The organism is Dichotomicrobium thermohalophilum (assembly GCF_003550175.1).
Classification (GTDB): domain Bacteria; phylum Pseudomonadota; class Alphaproteobacteria; order Rhizobiales; family Rhodomicrobiaceae; genus Dichotomicrobium; species Dichotomicrobium thermohalophilum.
Genome location: NZ_QXDF01000001.1, coordinates 787,711 through 805,690, shown reverse-complemented (window position 1 = coordinate 805,690; position 17,980 = coordinate 787,711). Strand labels below are relative to the sequence as shown.

Below are 17,980 nucleotides of genomic sequence, written 5' to 3'. Positions count from 1 at the left end.
AGGAAACAGTCATGGCACGGGTAGCAGTCGTCACCGGCGGCACGCGCGGCATCGGCCACGCCATCGCGGTCAGCCTGAAGGAGGCCGGGTACTCGGTCGCGGCCAACTACGGCGGCAACGATCAGGCGGCGCAGAATTTCCAGAGCGAAACGGGCATCCCGGTCTACAAGTGGGATGTCGGCGATCACAACGCCTGCGAGAGCGGGCTGAAGCAGGTCGAAAACGACCTCGGCCCGGTCGACGTGCTTGTCAACAATGCCGGCATCACACGCGATGCGATGTTCCACAAGATGACGCCGGAGATGTGGAACGACGTCATCCGCGTGAACCTGAACTCGATGTTCAATATGTGCCATCCGGTGCTCGGCGGGATGCGCGACCGCGGCTACGGCCGGATCATCAATATCTCCTCGATCAACGGCCAGAAGGGCCAGATGGGCCAGACCAACTACTCCGCCGCCAAGGCCGGCATCATCGGCTTCACCAAGGCGCTGGCGCAGGAGACCGCGCGCAAGGGCATCACCGTGAACACGGTCGCGCCGGGCTATGTCGACACGGATATGGTGGCGGATGTGCCAGAGGAGGCGCTGAACAAGATCATTGCGCAGATCCCGGTGGGCCGGCTCGGCAAGCCGGAAGAGATCGCACGCTGCGTAACCTTCCTGGCCAGCGAGGAGGCCGGCTTCATCACCGGCTCGACGATCACGGCGAACGGCGGGCAGTACATCCTCGGGTAGCGCGCGTTGTTCCATCCGTTGGAAAAACGTCATTGCGAGGCCTGAAAGGCCGAAGCAATCCAGCAGCAGATAACGCGAGTTCTGGATTGCTTCGCTACGCTCGCAATGACGGCCAAGGCGGCGTTTCAGTCAGATCTGATCGCGCTGCGAGCTTTGCGTGCGGTGGCGCCTACCGCGTCTCGCGCGACGGCCGCGTGGCGGGCGGCGGCGCTTTCGCCCGGACCTGCCGCGCGGCGATGGTCACGCCGGTGAGGATCAGCGCGAAGCCGACGCCGTGGGACCACAAAGGCTGCTCCCCGAGGATCAGGATGGCCAAGGTTGAGCCGAACAGCGGGATCAGGTGCAGGAACACCCCTGCCCGGTTCCCGCCGATTAACTCCACGCCGCGCGTATAAAATACATACGCCAGAATACTGGGGAAAATCGCCACATAGCCGATCGCCAGCAGCGCGTCCGTTGACAGCGTGAGCGAGCGGACATAGGCGTGCTCCCACGCGTGCAGCGGCCAGTTGATGACCGCAGCCACGGCGAAGAGGGTTGCTGCCAGGCTGAGCCAATGGATCGAGGCGGGGCGCTTGCGCAGGAAGGCGGTATAGACGCCCCAAACACACATCGCGCCCAGCACCCACAGGTCGCCGGTGTTGAACTCGAGCTGCGCCAGCACCTGCAGATCGCCCTTCGACACCACGACGATCACGCCGATCAACGACAGCCCAATGCCCAGGACCTGCCGCGGCGTCAGCCGGTCGCTGAAGAAAATGAAAGACGCAATCGCGATCATCACCGGCCCGGACGAATTGATGATGAGCGCGTTCAGCGCCGGCGTGTAGTTGAGGCCAATATAGGTCAGCGTATTGAAGCTGCCTGCGCCGGTCGCGCCAAGGAAGAGCAGCCATGGCCAGTGCTGGCGGATCTCTGGCCAGTCGCGGCGCAGATGCGGCAATGCGAACGGGAGAATGATGCAAAACGCGAGGGTCCAGCGGATCGAGGCGAGGGCTATCGGCGGGAAGAACTCGTGCACCCCGCGCCCAAGCACGAAATTGCCACCCCAGAACAGCGGGGTGAGCGTCAAAAGCACGTAAGGCTGGTTGAAAAGCGCGGTCAGTGCGCGGCGCACCAGTGACGGCGGCGCTTCGGTGTGCGATGGACGGCTCATGCGGTTCGGCATACGCTATCGCTCCAGGCGCGTAAAGCCGCGCAGCGCAAGTCAAATTCACGGCCGGCGCATACCGCCGGGCAAGTTTCGGAGATGAGAGAACATGGCCAATGTCGCAGTGGTCGGCTCGCAATGGGGCGACGAAGGCAAGGGCAAGATCGTCGACTGGCTGAGCGAGCGCGCGGACACCGTCGTGCGCTTCCAGGGCGGCCACAACGCCGGGCATACGCTTGTTATCGACGGGCAAACCTACAAGCTCTCGTTGCTGCCCTCGGGCGTGGTGCGACCGGGCAAGCTGTCGATCGTCGGCAACGGCGTGGTCATCGACCCATGGGCGCTCGTCGAGGAGATCGAGACGCTTCGCAGCCAGGGCGTCGACGTGACCCCGGAGCGCCTGCGCATCGCGGAGAACGCGACCCTGATCCTGCCACTGCACCGCGAACTTGACGCGCTGCGCGAAGCCGCCGCAGGCGCCGGAAAGATCGGCACGACCAAGCGCGGTATCGGTCCGGCCTACGAGGACAAGGTCGGCCGGCGCGCGATCCGCGTCATGGACCTGCAGAATCCCAAGACGCTGAAGGCCAAGCTCGATCGCATCCTTGCGCACCACAACGCGCTGCGTCGGGGCCTGAACCAGCCGGAGGTCGACCGCGACGAGCTGTTTGACAGTCTGTGCGAGATCCGGCCCAAGGTCCTGCCGTTCGTGGATACCGTCTGGCAACTTCTGGACCAGCAGCGCCGTGCCGGGAAGCGTATCCTGTTCGAGGGGGCGCAGGGCGCGCTGCTGGACATCGACCACGGCACCTATCCGTTTGTCACTTCCTCCAACACCGTCGCCGCGCAGGCCGCCACCGGCTCGGGCATGGGGCCGCGCGCGATCGGTTACGTGCTGGGCATCACCAAGGCCTACACCACGCGGGTGGGCGAAGGCCCGTTCCCCAGCGAACAGGAAAACGAAACCGGCCAGCTCCTTGGTGAGCGCGGGCGCGAATTCGGCACTGTCACGGGCCGGGCGCGCCGCTGCGGCTGGTTCGACGCGGCGCTGGTGCGCCAGACCATCAAGGTCGCCGGGATCGACGGGATCGCCCTGACCAAGCTCGATGTGCTCGACGGCTTCGACGAACTGAAGGTCTGCGTCGGCTACCGGCTGGACGGCAAGGAGATCGACCACCTGCCCGCCGCGCAAGGCGCGCAGGCGCGCGTCGAGCCGATCTACGAGGTGCTTCCCGGCTGGGCCGGCTCCACCGAGGGCGCGCGCAGCTGGGCGGAGCTACCGGCGCAGTGCATCAAGTATGTTCGCCGGCTGGAGGAACTCATTGAGGCGCCGGTCGCCCTGCTCTCCACCTCGCCGAAGCGCGAGGACACGATTCTCGTGCACGACCCGTTCGTTGATTAACGCTGCTTCGACTCGATGGAATTGGCACGACCGTCGTCATTGCCGGGCTTCACCCGGCAATCCAGACGGGGAATTCGACGGGCAGCGATAATGGATGCCCGTGTTCCCCGGATCACCTGGCCGGGGACAGGCAAGCACGGGCATGACGTGCTTAACTTTCTTCCACGCGCGCCAGCTTCAGGGCTCCCGAATGTTGAAAATGTACACTAGCCTTTTGCGCGACGAGCGCGGGCCGCTGGCCTTTGGCGCGGCCTGCACCTTCCTCTCCGCGCCGGGGCAGACCTTCTTCATCTCGCTGTTCATCGGCGCACTGAGCGACAGCCTGGGCTTCACTGCCGGCGATCTCGGCTCGCTCTATCTTGGCGCGACGCTCGGCTCGGCGGCGCTGCTGCCGTATTTCGGGCACTGGATCGACCGGATCGATCTGCGCCGCTACGCCGCCAGCGTGATGATCGGGCTGGCTGTGTCCTGCGCGGTCATGGCTTCGGCGGCGGGGCCGGTGAGCCTGTTCATCGCCTTTCTGATGCTCCGCCTGTCCGGCCAGGGCCTGATGTCACACACGGGCATGACCTCGGTCGGACGGTACTTCGTCAGCCGGCGCGGGCGGGCGCTGTCGCTGGTCGTGATGGGCTTTCCGCTGTCTGAAGCCGTGATGCCGGCGCTGGCGGTAATCCTGATCGGCGCGATCGGCTGGCGCGCCACCTATCTGGCCGTCGGCGCGGGTGTGCTGCTGATCGCGCTACCGTTGCTGCTCTGGTTGATCGCCGGACGACAGGCCTTCACCCAGCCCACGGCGCGGGAGGAAGGCGCGCGGCGGCCCTCCGCCTGGGACGGCGCGCGGATCGTCGGACGCACCGCCTACTTCTGGCTGGTCCTGCCGCTTTTGATCTACATGCCGCTGACCGCCACGGCGCTGATCTTCTACATCCAGCCAATCGGGGAAGCAAAGGGCTGGTCGCCCACGCTGATCGCCTCGGCCTTCACCAGCTATGCCCTGTTCCACGCGCTCGCGATCCTGCTCGGTGGCGGGCTGGTGGACCGCTTCACCGCGCGGAACGTGCTTGCCGCGACGGGCCTGCCGATGGTGACGGGTATCGTGCTGCTGGGCCTCATTGATGCGCCGTTGACCGCCTTTGCCTTCATGGGCCTGATGGGCGCGTCCACGGGGCTGGCACACACGGTGATCTCCGCCATGTGGGCAGAGGTCTATGGCGTCGAGCGGCTCGGTACGATCCGCAGTTTTTCGGTGATGCTGGTCGTCGCCGGAACGGCGGTTGGCCCCGCGCTGGTCGGGCCGATGATTGATGCGGGCTGGCCCATCGCGTTGATTGCGGGGCTGTTCGCCGTCTTTGGCACGGTGGCGACGGTGCTGGCTCTGGCCGGACGGTTCCGCGCGCGGTTGCCCGCCTGAGCGCAATCGGCTAGTTTTTGCCGAAAGTTGCACCTTCCACAGCACTCATTTTCGAGGAGACGCAGATGGCGGAAGACATCGTCCCGGCGCAGCTTGCCCCCTACCCTGTCGACCTGGAAGAAGGCCGGACCTACGCTTGGTGCCGCTGCGGACGGTCCCAACGCCAGCCGTTCTGCGACGGTGCCCACAAGGGCACCGGCATCGAGCCACTGCGATTCACTGCCGAGCGCAGCGAGACGGTCATGCTGTGCGGCTGCAAGGGCACCGACGACGCGCCGTTTTGCGACGGATCGCACAACCTCGCCTGAAAAACCTTATCCTCAGCGGACCGGATCACCACGAGCACAGCGACGCAATCCAGATGCACGCAGCACCGCTGGACTGCTTCAGCGCTTCCGGGCTTCGCCATGACGTCGCTTGACCTGCGGACGTGTGTCAGACGCCGCACCAGCGCCGGATGATGGCGGTGTAGAGCTCGGCCGCTTCAGTGATCTTGTCGACGTAGCAAAATTCGTCGGTCTGGTGCGCCATGCGCGGCTCGCCGGGGCCGAGGATGACCGTCGGGATTGGACCGTAGCCTTCGCGCAGGGACGCTGCATCCGTGAAATATGGTGCGGCGCCGATCTCCGCAGAGCTGCCCTCCTGTGGAGCCATCATCTCGCGCAATTCGACGATCCAGGAGTCGTCCGGCTCGGTCCAGACGGCTTCCGCCTCCGTGCCGAATGTCACTTCAATCTCTGGACCAACCGTTTCGCGCAGCCGCTCTTTCAGCACCGGCAAATCCACCTCCGGCGTCACGCGGATATCCACGCCGAAGGACGCGCGGTCCGGCACCGAGTTGACGTTCATGCCGCCGCGGACCCAGCCCACATTGAGCGTCGGCGAACCGAGATACGGGTGCGCGGCAACGCCGAATTCAAACGCCTCAAGCGCCTGGATCGCCCGGACGGCCGTATAAATAGCGTTTTGCCCCTCTTCGGGCATCGACGCGTGCGCCGTCACGCCCCGCGCCAGCCCCTCGAAGCGCAGCACGCCCTTGTGGCCCAGCCACAGCGCGTTGGAGGTCGGCTCGGCCACGACCATCGCCCCCGCGCGCCCGAGCAGCCGCTGCTCCGCCAACATCCGCGCCCCGTTCGTGCCGGTCTCCTCGTCGGCCGTGATGACCAGTTCGAGGCCGGGCGTACGCTCCAGCTTGTCGGCCAGCGCCACCGCCGCGCTGACAATCGCCGCGACCCCGCCCTTCATGTCCGTCGTGCCGCGCCCGAGCAGCTTGCCCCTGTCCAGCGCACCGCTGAACGGATCGAAGCTCCAGTCTGCGGCCCCGAGCGGCACGGTGTCGGTATGGCCGGTCAGGCATAGCGCCGGCTTGTCGGGGATGCCGCCGATCCGCGCGATGAGGTTGGGCCGGCCTTCGGCCAGCGGATGATAGCTGATGCGAAAGCCCGCCTGTTCCAGGATCGCGCCAATATGCTCCGCGCAGGCCGCTTCCTGGCCCGGCGGGTTCACGGTATCGAATCGCACCAGTTCCTGCGCCAGCGCGACCGGGTCCACATGCCGGCTCATCGGCTCAGTTCCAGCTGTGCGTAGTAGTCGAGCACATCGGGATTGGCGAGCGCCTCCTTGTTCTTGATCTCGCGGCCGTGGATGATGTCGCGCACGGCGATCTCGGTGATCTTCCCGGATTTGGTGCGTGGGATGTCGGGCACCTGCACGATCTTCGCCGGGACGTGGCGCGGGGTCGCGCCCTCGCGGATCTGGCGCTTGATGCGATCGCTCAGGGCGTCGTCAAGCTCAAGCCCCTCCTGCAAAACCACGAACAGGACGACGCGGACATCATTGTCCCAGTCCTGTCCGATAACGATCGACTCGCGCACCTCGGGCAATTGCTCGACTTGCCGGTAGATCTCCGCCGTGCCAATGCGCACGCCGCCGGGGTTCAGCGTGGCGTCCGAGCGCCCGAGGATGACCACGCCGCCATGCTCGGTCCACATCGCGAAGTCGCCGTGATGCCATATGTTCGGGAAGCGCGCGAAATAGGCATTGAAGTACTTCTCGCCGCTTGGATCGTTCCAGAAGCCCACGGGCATTGACGGGAACGGACGCGTGCAGACGAGTTCGCCCTTCTCGCCGCGCACGGGGTTGCCGTCCTGGTCGAAGACGTCCACAGCCATGCCCAGGCCCGGCCCTTGTATCTCCCCGCGCCAGACCGGCTTGTGCGGATTGCCCAGCACGAAGCAGGAGACGATGTCCGTTCCTCCCGAGATCGACGCAAGGTGGAAGTCGGACTTAATGGCATCATAGACGTAGTCGAAGCTCTCCGGCACCAGCGGCGAGCCGGTTGAGGCCATCGTGCGCAGCTTCGACAGGTCGTGCGTGTCGCGCGGCCGGAATTCGTTCTTCTTCAGCGCGTCGATGTATTTTGCCGAGGTCCCGAAGAAGGTCATGCCTTCGGTCTGCGCGTAATCGAACAGCACGTTGCCGTCCGGCGCGAAGGGCGAGCCATCGTAAAGCATGATCGTCGCTTCACAGGCTAGCGCGGCAACCAGCCAGTTCCACATCATCCAGCCGCAGGTCGTGAAGTAGAAGACGCGGTCGCCGGCCTTCACGTCGCAGTGCAGCGCGTGCTCCTTAACTTGCTGCAGGAGCGCGCCGCCGGCGGCGTGGACAATGCATTTCGGCACGCCGGTCGTGCCCGAGGAATACATGATATAGACGGGGTGGTTGAATGGCACGCGGGTGAATTCGACCTCGCCCGGGACATGCGCGCCCATTGCCGCGGCCAAAGTCTGCGCCTTGTCAAGCGCATCGGCAGTTTGTCCGCTCTGCCCGAGATAATCGGCGATCAGCACCGTCTCCAGCCCGGGGAGCTGCGGCACGATCTCGGCCAGCTTCTCGCCAATCTCAAAGCGCTTGCCGTTGTAGTAGTAGCCGTCGCATGCGATCAGCACCTTCGGCTCGATCTGGCCAAATCGGTCCATGACGCCCTTGACGCCGAAATCCGGGGAGCAGGACGAGAACACCGCGCCGATCGAGGCCGCCGCCAGCAGCGCCACCAGCGTCTCCGGCGCGTTCGGCATCATCGCCGCGACGCGGTCGCCGGGCCCGACGCCATGAGCGCGCAGCACCTGCTGGAGCCGGGAGACTTCTCCGTGCAGCTCCGCCCAGCTCATCCGGCGTTCGAGCTTGTCCTCTGCGCGGAATATGACCGCCGTCTGATCATCGCTGCGGCGCAGCAGATTCTCGGCGAAATTCATCTGCCCGTTCGGAAAGAACTGTGCGCCCGGCATCTTGTCGCCGTCGACCAGGTAGGGCGGCTCGCCCTTGTCTCCGATGAAGCCGAGAAAATCCCACAGCGCCGGCCAGAACACAGCGGGCGCGCGCACGGAAAACGCGTGCAGATCATCGGTGCCGCGGAAATACGCGCCATACTCACGGCGCAGGTATTGCATGAACTTGGTGAGATTGCTGTTTGCGATCGTCTCCGGGCTGGGACGCCACAAAGGCTCGCTCATTTTCCGGCTCCCTGCTGTCGCTGGATGGCACGCCGCACACCTTAGCGAATATAGGGCCCGGAAGGCTATGGGCTTTGCGATACGGGCCGCACACGTTCACCTGAATCCGTCGTGAGGTAGAAAAAGAAATCAGGGGCACTGCCTAGAGAAGTGGCAGTGCGCCCTGAGCCCCCGCTGCAAGCCACCGCTGCGACCCGAAGATCAGCGTCCGCAAATGCCGCATTTCACGCGGACGGGCAACTCGGACGTCGCAGCGAAACGGTATTGTTGTATCGCAAGCTTTCGCGCCGAGGCACGAGCAAGCTTCGGAGGAGCCTGCGCCTGATTTGCCGCCACCGCAAGATGCTGCAGCGCCGAAGCGGGGCATTCACGCCTGCAGCCGGTTAAGCCCATACATCCATATGTTGTGCCCTTGCGGACGCTGACACCGAGGCAGCCAACAAGTTCATCGCTTGCTTCGCGCGGCAGGCCCGAACTGCATTATGAAAGGCCAATGAAATTGGCCGAAATGACGCTTGACTAGGCAGGTGCGGCGCGCACGCCGCATTGCAAGCTGAAGTGGCAGACTGGTCGCGGCAGAGATAACCAGCGTGACAGATTTGTTACATGACAAGACAAACGGGTTGGGGAAATTGAGGCGCCGCCGATAGCGGACGTCAAGTTACTGAGTTGCCGGGATTCTTTGTGTCATTGCACTGTCAAGATATTCGCGCGCAGGGCTTTCACCGGCGTTGGCGGCACGAACTGATCCGCCGGGACCTGCGGGGTCGGCAACTTCAGCCATTCGGCAAACCGCGCCTTCAGCGCTTCGCCGTGCTCATCCCAGAACGCCTGGTCGAAGCGTAGCGCGCCCGCCATGTTGCGCGGCATTGTCGGCACGAAATCCGCCATGTCGAGATCAATCTCGGCATGCTGACCGACCAGCGGCAACGCGGATTTGCGCACCGGTCCGTAGGGGAACCAGCGCGTAAGACGCGCCTGCCGCTCGGGCAGCGACACGAAGCGCAGCAACCGCCTGGCCGCTTCGGCGTTCGGTGCGGATGTCGGCGTGGCCCAGTAGTTGAAGCGGTAAATCTGCCCATCCCAGAGAATCCGCAGCCACTGCCGCGCCCGCACCGCGCTGGTAAAGACGCGGCCGTTGAACGCCACGCCCATGACGACATCGTCAATGTCGTCCGGACCTGCCGAAGCGAACGGCTCCAAAGCCTTCGATGCCTCGTCCCACCAGACAATCGCGTGACGCACGGCCGAAAGCCGTGCGAAGGCGCGGTCCTGCCCCGCAGGGGTCGCCAGCACGTCGTAGATTTCCGAAGGCGGCACGCCGTCGGCCAGCAACGCCAACTCCAGAACATAAGGCGCTTGGCGCGGGAGCGCGCGCTTGCCCGGGAAACGCTCCAGAGCGAACAGGTCGGTGATGCGCTGCGGCGCCTCTTCAAAGGCAGCACGCGGATCATGGACGACGACGGCTGACCATGCCGCGCTACCAACTGCGCAGCTCATCAGTGCGCCGGGCAGGTAATCCGCGGCGGCCGGATCCCCCTCCACGCTGGCCGGGAGGTCGGCAGCGTCGATTCTGGCCAGCCAGCCTTCGTCGCAGCCCCGACGCGCCGTCTGCGCGTCCAACTCGACCAGATCCCAGCCTTCCGCGGTGACCATCTCGGCCGAGAGGCGCATCAAATCGCCATGTGAAACGGTCTCCAGGCTGTGACCGGTTTCCTCAGTGAATGGCGCGAACAATGCGCGCTGCTGGGCGGCGGTGTAGGCGCTATTCCATGTGGCGACCGTCAGCGTGATGTCCTCGGGGCGGCGCGCATTCTGGCTTGCTGGTTCCGGCTCCGGCTGCGCCAGAGGCGCGGTTTCATCCGCAGTCTCCTGCGCGGGGTCGCGCGCCAAATCCATCGGCGGCCTGTCGGTTCTGGCCGCTTCCTTCGATGGCGCCTCTTCGCTCGACGCCGGAGGATTTTCCTCGGGCGCACCGGATACCGTCACCGGTTCGGAGGCTTGCTCATCGACCAGCCCAGCATCATGCGGAGGCCGCGACTCGGCGAACACGGCCTCAGCGCCTGCGCAACACATCAGAACCAGGGCCGCAAGAAGGCCACGCCATCGGCACTCGCACATACCCGTCGTCTCCGCCCACACTCGGCCACTCGCGGCCATGTTCGTTCCCTGAAAGAGAGGTCAGCCTCGTCAAGGCCACCATGAAGAATTGCTGCCCGCGCTGCTCAGCGGCAGCTCAGGCATTGTGTAACTGACCCACGGCCGCTGCAACGTGCCTGTCACATGCAGGCTTATCGCGTCCTTGTCCGCGGCAGAAGCGTTGTTTCGCTCTGCCAACCCGGCCTGCGCCTGATCGCCATCGGGTGGCATTCGCGCGGCATCCAGCCGCCAGTCGAGGCGTTGTTGGGTCAGCTCCGCGCGCCCCCGTCCGCGGACAATCCAGCCGTTTTGCGCAAGGACCACCGGCGCAAGTCGCAGTTCCCGGTCTTTCAGAAGAAACGACGCTCGCAACATTTCGAAGTTAGCGCGCTCTGCCGTCATTTGCATTCCGGCCCGCGCGCCTTCGCCATTCAGGGACCGCTGACGCGCCTGCGACGCCATCGCACCAACGTCAAGCGCCAGTTCACCCCCCTGCAAGGCCATAAGTCGGCCGCCGACCTGCACGTTGCGGGCCGCGGCCGCAAGGGTCGATCCGGCTCCATCGACTGAAAAGGAGATGTCCGCCGCACCGGTGGCGAGCGGTGGCAGTTGGGCGCTGGACAGTACCCGCTCCAGGTCAATTCCAGCCGCCTTCCCCTTGCCGTTCAGCAGGAAGGCGCGATCGGCCCAGCGAACCGAGAACTGTCCATTCATCATCCCTTCGAAGATCAGCAACTCCGCCACGTCCAAAGTGGCGACACCATCGCTCACCGAAAGGAAGGCGGCCGTCTCGCCCGTTGACAGCCCGTCGAACTGCAAGCTTTCGGCCGAAAGTCTCAGATCGGCATCGAAGCGCTCGAGCCAGGCGCCGATGCGCTGCGCGTGCGACGACAGGCCGCCATGCCTCAGATTCCGCGGATCTTCGGCAACAAGGATCCCATCGCTCTGGCCGCTCAACGAGAGACCACGCAAGTCCACGCTGCTCAAGCCAAGCGTCCCCGAAAGCGTTGGTGTTTCACCGTCGACTTGCAGGTTGAGCAGGCCGGTCGCCCGCGTCTCGCCGACTTCCAAGTCGAGCTGCTGCAACGAAATCTTCCCTGCCGTTGCCTCCAACGCCGCTGTTGCCGTGTAGCGCCCGTCCGTCAACGCATCCCCCGCCGGAAGACCCAGCCAATCCGCCAATAAACTCAGCGGTGCGTTCTGCACGTCGATATTGCCAAGGAACCTGGCCCCATTCGCGCGGATGATGCGGCCGTCGACGGCAAGCCGTCCCCAGCCCTCGCTCTCGGTTACGAGGCGAAGGGGGGCTTCGAGCGTAGGCCCGGCTGGGCGAAATGGCCCGCGCTCAAGCGTGAACCGCAAGGGGTCGGAGTCGCCGTAGGCCTCGCCTCGGGCGACAACGGTATCAGCGCCCGATTCTCGGGAGATAACGACGGACCAAGGCGCAGCTTGATCGGCCGAGGATGCCCAGTTTACCCTGGCGTCCGTCAGTTCGATGTATTCGAAGGGCGCATCCCGGACCGCCGCAGCGAGATGCGCAACCGCCTCTCCCTCGTCGAGTAGCACCGTGCGCCACAGCTGCGCCGGCGTCGCTTCCGCAAGCGGATCGCGCAAGCTGATGACGGGCCGGTCGACCCACACCTTGGCGAAAACGATGCGCCCGTTCAGCAACGCCCAGAGATTGAGGCGCGCCGCGACCTGATCGACCCTGATCTCCGCGACCCTGGGAAAGCGGGACGGCGCTTCGATCCGAGCGTCCTCTGCCTCGATGGTCAGGTCGAAGAGGCTCGTCAGGCGCACGTCGCCCTTGACCCGAAGATCGCCCTCGGCCCAGCCGGAGAGCTTTGTGACCAACTGATCGCGAACCGTGCGGCCATCCACGAGATACGGCGCAGCAGCGGCCACCAGCAGCAGAAGGGCCAAGACAAGCGCCAGGCCCGCGATGACCCGTCGAAACAGACTCATGCCGGTGTCGCCGTTTCGCTCGCTGTTGCTAGGTAGTGACGCTGAATGGTCATCGATTCCGGCAATGTTTTGCGCCTTCCGGGCCACTGCGCAGGCGCAGGCACCTTACCCGCCGCGCCCGAGTTTGGACAACCCTTAACGATTGGGTCACTCGAAACAGGTGGGCAGACAAAGACGCCTGGTCGGTGAATGTTGCGCGTTTCGCGGGCAAAGACGCCGGTGCGACAATCCGTCAAATCCGCATGTGAGACTATATCTCGTGGCCAGGGCACGTAAGCGCACATCACTTTGAAAATTGTTACATCAGCGCGAGGCGCGAGGTCGGCAACTCTTTCCCACCAGTGTGACTGAAACGTCACAGCGCGCGGAGCGTTTGATCGATGCGCTTTTGCGCCGGGCGAGCCGAAATGACAGTCTTATTAAGGATTTGGGAAACTTATACAACTCAAGATTGAGTGTGGTGCTACCGCCAGATGCGAATGAAAACGCGCACCAATAGGCGAACCCGCTTGACAGAAGCTCACCCAGACGGGGTGTCACCATGCAAGATTTCTTCTCGTTAAATCAATAAGTTATTAACTCCCTCACCCAAGTTTGCGATTCGTTATTTTTCGTCATAATGCCGTCACAAAACGCCCCGGCGCCGGCCGCGCGACAACGCGGAAAGGTTGCAAATTGAGCCATTTTTGTTTAGACAAGAGGCTTCCGAACGGGGGCTGACCCCTCCTGAGAGTGTATCCATAACGAGTATTGCGTATCGCCACTCCCGGCCGGCGGAAGGTGTTTTGTCGGCAACGGCAGGGGTGTGTCTTGAACAGTCTGGAATATTTGCGGCCTGCCGCACCTGAGAGCCCTCAACCCGGCTTCGTTCGCCCACTGCGAGCGAGGCGGTTGACGTTCCCACAGGTGGCAGACAGGCATCGTAACAGGAGGACGACATGACAAACGCGCAAGGCCAGACTCGGGCCAGACGGTCGCGGATACTCGGCAGCATTTTTGAACGCACACCTCGCGATACGTCCGCTTCTTCCGATGAGCGCCCTGATATGCGCCGCCATCCATCCAGGAGTTCCACTCGCAACGACCCGCAGGCGCGGCCGATGAACTGGCGGGACGTCACCACACGCCATGCCCGCGAAACGCTGGCCGAGCGTATCTGTGCCCGCTTCTTTACGCGGGATGGGGCGGCAAGCTCCGACGCACCGGAAACTGACTTCGCCACGGCTGGACAACGGCTACAGGCCCTGAGCGGCGAGCGGGATATTGGGCCGCTCGGACAGCAGAACCTTGCGGCGATTCTGGACGCCTCGGCGCCCAAGGCCGGGACCCTGGCGGCGAAAGAGGATGAGAACGGCGAAGCACCGGCGCATGCCGGTCTCACGGCTAAGGCCGCGTAGGCGCCAAAAAACGGCAATCAAGACCGTCAGCGTTACAGCGCGGAAAAACACCGTCTCAAGGGTCGAGACGGCAACCGGATAATAGTGCCGCGTCTTGACTGGACAGCGGCGTGAACAGCGGGGGTTCATCGTGGAACTAGCAACAGAAGCAGGAGTCGGCGCGGCGCCTGCCGCTGGCCGGCATCAGTCCGCCTTGATGGCGCAGAAATGGCAGCGCATTCAGAAGCGCCTGCGAGCCGAACTGGGCGAGGATGTGTTCACAAGCTGGTTCGGCCGGGTCGAGCTGGAATCGCTTGAGGATGGCTGTCTTCAGGTCTCGGTGCCGACCAAGTTTCTCAGCAAGTGGCTGCGCTCACACTACTCGGAGCACCTTCTCAAGTGCTGCAGCGCCGAATTCGACAATGTCGAGCGGCTGGAGTTCCGGGTGCGACAGCCCCACGACGCCGTCCGCATGAAGCAGCAGCCCGCTGGTGGCACCGCGGAACGGCAACCCGCGCCCGCAGCTCAACCGTCGGCGGCGCGGCCCGCGGTCGATACTCGCACGGGGTGCGAAGGCTTCGAGGGCTCGCCGCTCGACACGCGCTTCACCTTCGAGTCGTTTCTCGTTGGCAACGCGAACCGGCTCGCACACGCGGCTGCGCTGCAGGTCGTCGAGAGCGCAGGGGAAGAAACCTCGCGGTACAATCCGCTCTACCTTCACGGCAAGGTGGGCCTCGGCAAGACTCACCTGCTCCATGCCATTGCCTGGGGCGTGAAGCAGCGCAAACCGAACGCCAAGCTCCTTTACCTGACGGCTGAGCGCTTCATGTACAGCTTTGCCGAGGCGCTGCAGTCGCGTGGCGGGCCGGCCTACAAGGACCGGCTACGCAACATCGACGTGCTGCTGATCGACGACATGGAGTTCCTGCAGGGCCGCACGTTCCAGCAGGAGTTCTGCCACACGCTCAACTCGCTGATCGACGGCGGCAAGCAGGTCGTCGTCGCTGCGGACTGCGTGCCGATGCAGCTCGAGGGCTTTGATGCCCGCATGCGCTCGCGTCTGGCCGGCGGACTGGTCGCAGAGCTTGGCGCGATGGACTATGACCTGCGCCACCAGATCCTGAAACGCCGGGTGCAGGACAAGGCCGCCGAAGATCCGGGCTTCCAGATTCCCGACGCGGTCATCGACTTCCTGGCCTCGGAGTTGACGGAAGGCGGCCGCGAGCTGGAAGGGGCCATCACGCGCATCCATGCCGCGTATAAGCTGACGGCCCAGCCGGTCACGCTGGAGACGGCGGAGCACATCATCGCCGATCTAGTGCGGGGCAAGGAGCCGAAGCGCATCAAGATCGACGACATTCTGCGTGTCGTCACGAAGCATTTCGGCGTGAACCGCTCCGATCTGCTGTCCTCACGGCGCAATCGGTCGATCGTCCGTCCGCGCCAGATCGGCATGTACCTTGCCAAGTCGCTGACCTCCCGGTCCCTGCCGGAGATCGGCCGCCGCTTCGGCGGACGTGACCACACCACCGTGCTCCACGCCATCCGTAAAGTGGACGAGTTGATCGAAACGGACACCGCGCTGCGCGAGGATGTCGAAATCCTCAAGCGGCTCCTGCGCGACTGATGACGGCAGCGCCGCTGCCCATTGCAACGGGCAGCGGCGCCGTTGCCCGCCCGCCGAGCGCATCCCGGCTTGGGACAATCGGCGAAAACCTCTTGTCAAACCCGTCAGCAAGCGCGAAAGTTCGCGCCCCGCGCTGGTGCCGGTCCGCGGGCGCACTGTATGCGTGCACCGGCGGGGTAGACCCGGTGCAGCATGCGCCGGGTTCTGGAGAGTGAGTTCCAGGGGAACCGACCATGCGACTGGCGATCGAACGGGCCGCGCTTCTCAAGGCCCTTCAGCATGTGACCAGCGTCGTCGAGCGGCGCGTAACCATCCCGATCCTGTCCAACGTCTACGTTGCCGCGCGCGAGGGCGTGCTGCGGCTAAAAGCAACGGATCTCGATATCGAGGTCAGCGAAACCATCCCCGCAAGCACTGACGCGCCAGGCGAGACGACTGTCTCCGCCCACATGCTGCATGATATCGTCCGGAAATTGCCCGATGGCACGCAGGTTACGCTGGCGATGGACGAGCGCGGGGGGCATGTGAACCTTTCAGCCGGTCCGGCGCGGTTTCAGCTCGCCTGCCTTCCCGGAACGGATTTCCCCGACATCGCTTCCGACGAGTTTACGCACAGCTTTTCGCTGCCTGCGAACGCGCTGCGGAAGATGATCGAGCGTACCCGCTTCGCCATCTCGACGGAGGAGACGCGCTACTACCTGAACGGCATATATTTTCATACCGTCACGACTGACGCGGGCGAGAAGCTCTGTGCTGTCGCCACGGACGGCCACCGGCTCGCCAAGACAGAACATCCGCTGCCCGACGGCGCGAAGGGGATGCCCGGCGTCATTATTCCACGCAAGACGGTGGCGGAGGTGTTCAAGCTGCTTGGGGACCGCGGCGCGCCGGTCCAAGTCGAGCTGTCGGGGGCGAAAATACGCTTTGTCTTCGACGCGGGCGAGGAAGAAGAGGCGACCGGGCCGGAGAGCGTTGTCCTGACGTCCAAGCTGATCGACGGCACCTTTCCCGACTACGGTCGCGTCATTCCAATGGGCAACGACAAGGTGATGACCGTCGACCGCAACGCCTTCGCCGCCGCGACTGACCGCGTCTCGACCCTTTCCAGCGAGAAGGGCCGGGCGGTGAAACTGAACATCGCGGACAACAAGGTGGTCCTATCGGTCAACAACCCGGACGCCGGCTCGGCCGAGGAGGAGATACCCGTCGAGTACCAGGGCGACCCACTGGAAATCGGCTTCAACGCTCGCTATTTAATGGATATCTGCGCGCAGATCGAAAGCGACAATGCCGTTTTCCGTCTGGCCGACGCGAGCGCGCCAACCTTGGTGAAGGACGCCGGTGACGACGCCGCGCTGTACGTCCTGATGCCGATGCGGGTCTGAGTAGGGCGATCCGCGACCCGTCGGCCGGCGCGCAGCAGCAGGAGATTGCCGAGTTGACAACGCCAGGCCGCATGTCCGGCGCCTTGGACGCGCAACCGCACGGCCATGAGGCCTCGGAGACGCCGCGCGCCTGGCTGTCGCGGCTGAGCGTTACGGCTTTCCGCAACTATGCCTCAGCAAAGCTGAACCTAGGGCCGGAACCCGTCGTACTCACCGGCCAGAACGGGGCGGGCAAGACCAACATCCTTGAAGCCGTTTCGCTGCTGTCACATGGCCGAGGCCTGCGCAGCGCGCCCTTCTCGGAACTTTGCCGCTACGGCACCCCGGATACCGGCTGGACGGTCAGCGGCCGGCTCCACATCGGCGACGCGGAGACGACGATCGGCACCGGGATCCGCCCGACGCCGGAAGAAAGCCGGGCAGCGCGCGCTGTGCGCATCGACGGCGCGCCAGCTCAGCCCGGCACGCTTGCGGAGTATGTCCGCATGGTGTGGCTGACGCCGGCGCTCTACAGCCTGTTCACCGGCGCAGCGTCGGAGCGGCGGCGCTTCCTGGAGCGGGTCATCATCAGTCTCGACCCGCACCACCGGCGCCTGACGGCCCAGTTCGAGCGCGCCATGCGCCAGCGCAACCGCCTGCTGGAAATGGGCGGCGAAGCGAGCCTGCTTGACGGGCTGGAACTGCAGATGGCAGAGGCGGGCGTTGCGATTGCTGCGGCGCGGCGCGATGCCCTGGCCCAGCTTTCCGCCGTGATCGCGCGGAAATGGCCGGACTGGGCGAACGCGGCCTTCCCCGCGGCCAAGCTCGAGCTTGACGGCCGACTCGAAAACGCGCTGGAAACGCAAGCGGCGGTCGACGTGGAGGACGCCTACGCGCGCGAGCTGGCCGCTACCCGCGATCGCGACCGCGCGGCAAAGCGCACGACGCTTGGCCCGCATCGCAGCGACCTGATCGTGACGCATGCGCCGAAGGGGCTTCCCGCCCGCATCTGCTCGACAGGAGAGCAAAAGGCGCTTCTGGTCGGGCTGGTACTGGCGCATGCCGAACTTGTGCGCGCGCTCTCCGGTGCGGCGCCACTCATCCTGCTGGACGAGATCGCCGCGCATCTGGATGGCGAACGCAGGTCGGCAATGTTTGCCGAGATCGAGGCGCTCTCGGCGCAGGCCTGGATGACCGGCACGGACCGTGAGGTCTTTGCGCCGCTGGACGGCCGGGCAAACTTTTTTGTGGTCGATCAGGGCCTCATCACACCGGAGCAGCCGGGGATGTGCTAGAC

At 64.7% G+C, this 17,980-nt stretch carries 13 protein-coding genes; 8 read left to right on the top strand and 5 right to left on the bottom strand.

The features are described from left to right. Positions 1–11: 11 nt before the first annotated feature. Positions 12–737, top strand: a complete 726-nt coding sequence (gene phbB, locus BXY53_RS03685) for an acetoacetyl-CoA reductase (protein WP_119060552.1) — start codon at positions 12–14, stop codon at positions 735–737. A gap of 169 nt (positions 738–906) precedes the next feature. On the opposite strand, the gene BXY53_RS03680 is transcribed toward phbB, so the two are convergent. Beyond that, positions 907–1,893, bottom strand: coding sequence for a DMT family transporter (locus BXY53_RS03680; protein WP_119061754.1), 987 nt, complete (start codon positions 1,891–1,893; stop codon positions 907–909). A 103-nt stretch (positions 1,894–1,996) separates the two neighbouring features. On the opposite strand from BXY53_RS03680, the gene BXY53_RS03675 reads away from it, so the two are divergent. The 3 genes from BXY53_RS03675 (at position 1,997) to BXY53_RS03665 (ending at position 5,008) form a co-directional block, all read left to right on the top strand. Continuing rightward, positions 1,997–3,289 carry an adenylosuccinate synthase gene (locus tag BXY53_RS03675; protein ID WP_119060551.1) on the top strand — a complete coding sequence of 431 codons (1,293 nt, stop codon included), beginning with the start codon at positions 1,997–1,999 and terminating at the stop codon, positions 3,287–3,289. 199 nt (positions 3,290–3,488) lie between these two features. Further along, complete coding sequence (locus BXY53_RS03670) at positions 3,489–4,700, top strand: MFS transporter (RefSeq protein WP_170144324.1); 1,212 nt, start codon at positions 3,489–3,491, stop codon at positions 4,698–4,700. Between the two features lie 65 nt (positions 4,701–4,765). After that, a complete protein-coding gene (locus tag BXY53_RS03665) occupies positions 4,766–5,008 on the top strand; it encodes a CDGSH iron-sulfur domain-containing protein (protein ID WP_119061753.1) in 243 nt (80 codons plus the stop codon). A 127-nt stretch (positions 5,009–5,135) separates the two neighbouring features. Here the strand turns inward: BXY53_RS03665 and BXY53_RS03660 are convergent, their stop codons facing one another. From BXY53_RS03660 to BXY53_RS03645, 4 genes are all read right to left on the bottom strand, one after another. Continuing rightward, on the bottom strand, positions 5,136–6,263 hold the full coding sequence (locus BXY53_RS03660; protein WP_119060549.1) for a M20 family metallopeptidase: 1,128 nt from the start codon (positions 6,261–6,263) through the stop codon (positions 5,136–5,138). Further along, positions 6,260–8,212: an acetoacetate--CoA ligase gene (locus BXY53_RS03655; RefSeq protein ID WP_119060548.1), complete on the bottom strand. Its 1,953-nt coding sequence runs from the start codon at positions 8,210–8,212 to the stop codon at positions 6,260–6,262. Before BXY53_RS03655 ends, BXY53_RS03660 begins: the two co-directional genes overlap by 4 nt. 687 nt (positions 8,213–8,899) lie before the next feature. Continuing rightward, positions 8,900–10,264 carry an extracellular solute-binding protein gene (locus tag BXY53_RS03650; RefSeq protein WP_170144323.1) on the bottom strand — a complete coding sequence of 455 codons (1,365 nt, stop codon included), beginning with the start codon at positions 10,262–10,264 and terminating at the stop codon, positions 8,900–8,902. A gap of 138 nt (positions 10,265–10,402) precedes the next feature. After that, positions 10,403–12,316, bottom strand: coding sequence for an AsmA family protein (locus tag BXY53_RS03645; RefSeq protein WP_119060546.1), 1,914 nt, complete (start codon positions 12,314–12,316; stop codon positions 10,403–10,405). 1,100 nt (positions 12,317–13,416) lie between these two features. On the opposite strand from BXY53_RS03645, the gene BXY53_RS03640 reads away from it, so the two are divergent. The 4 genes from BXY53_RS03640 (at position 13,417) to recF (ending at position 17,978) form a co-directional block, all read left to right on the top strand. Continuing rightward, the gene (locus tag BXY53_RS03640) at positions 13,417–13,713 is read left to right on the top strand and encodes a hypothetical protein (RefSeq protein WP_119060545.1); all 297 of its coding nucleotides are present in this window, start codon (positions 13,417–13,419) and stop codon (positions 13,711–13,713) included. Positions 13,714–13,909: 196 nt separating this feature from the next. After that, entirely contained in the window at positions 13,910–15,319 is a 1,410-nt protein-coding gene (gene dnaA, locus BXY53_RS03635; RefSeq protein WP_245410417.1) for a chromosomal replication initiator protein DnaA, read from the top strand. Positions 15,320–15,552: 233 nt separating this feature from the next. Beyond that, the gene (gene dnaN, locus BXY53_RS03630; protein WP_119060543.1) at positions 15,553–16,704 is read left to right on the top strand and encodes a DNA polymerase III subunit beta; all 1,152 of its coding nucleotides are present in this window, start codon (positions 15,553–15,555) and stop codon (positions 16,702–16,704) included. Positions 16,705–16,757: 53 nt separating this feature from the next. Further along, on the top strand, positions 16,758–17,978 hold the full coding sequence (gene recF / locus BXY53_RS03625) for a DNA replication/repair protein RecF (RefSeq protein ID WP_245410343.1): 1,221 nt from the start codon (positions 16,758–16,760) through the stop codon (positions 17,976–17,978). The last annotated feature ends 2 nt before the right edge of the window (positions 17,979–17,980 follow it).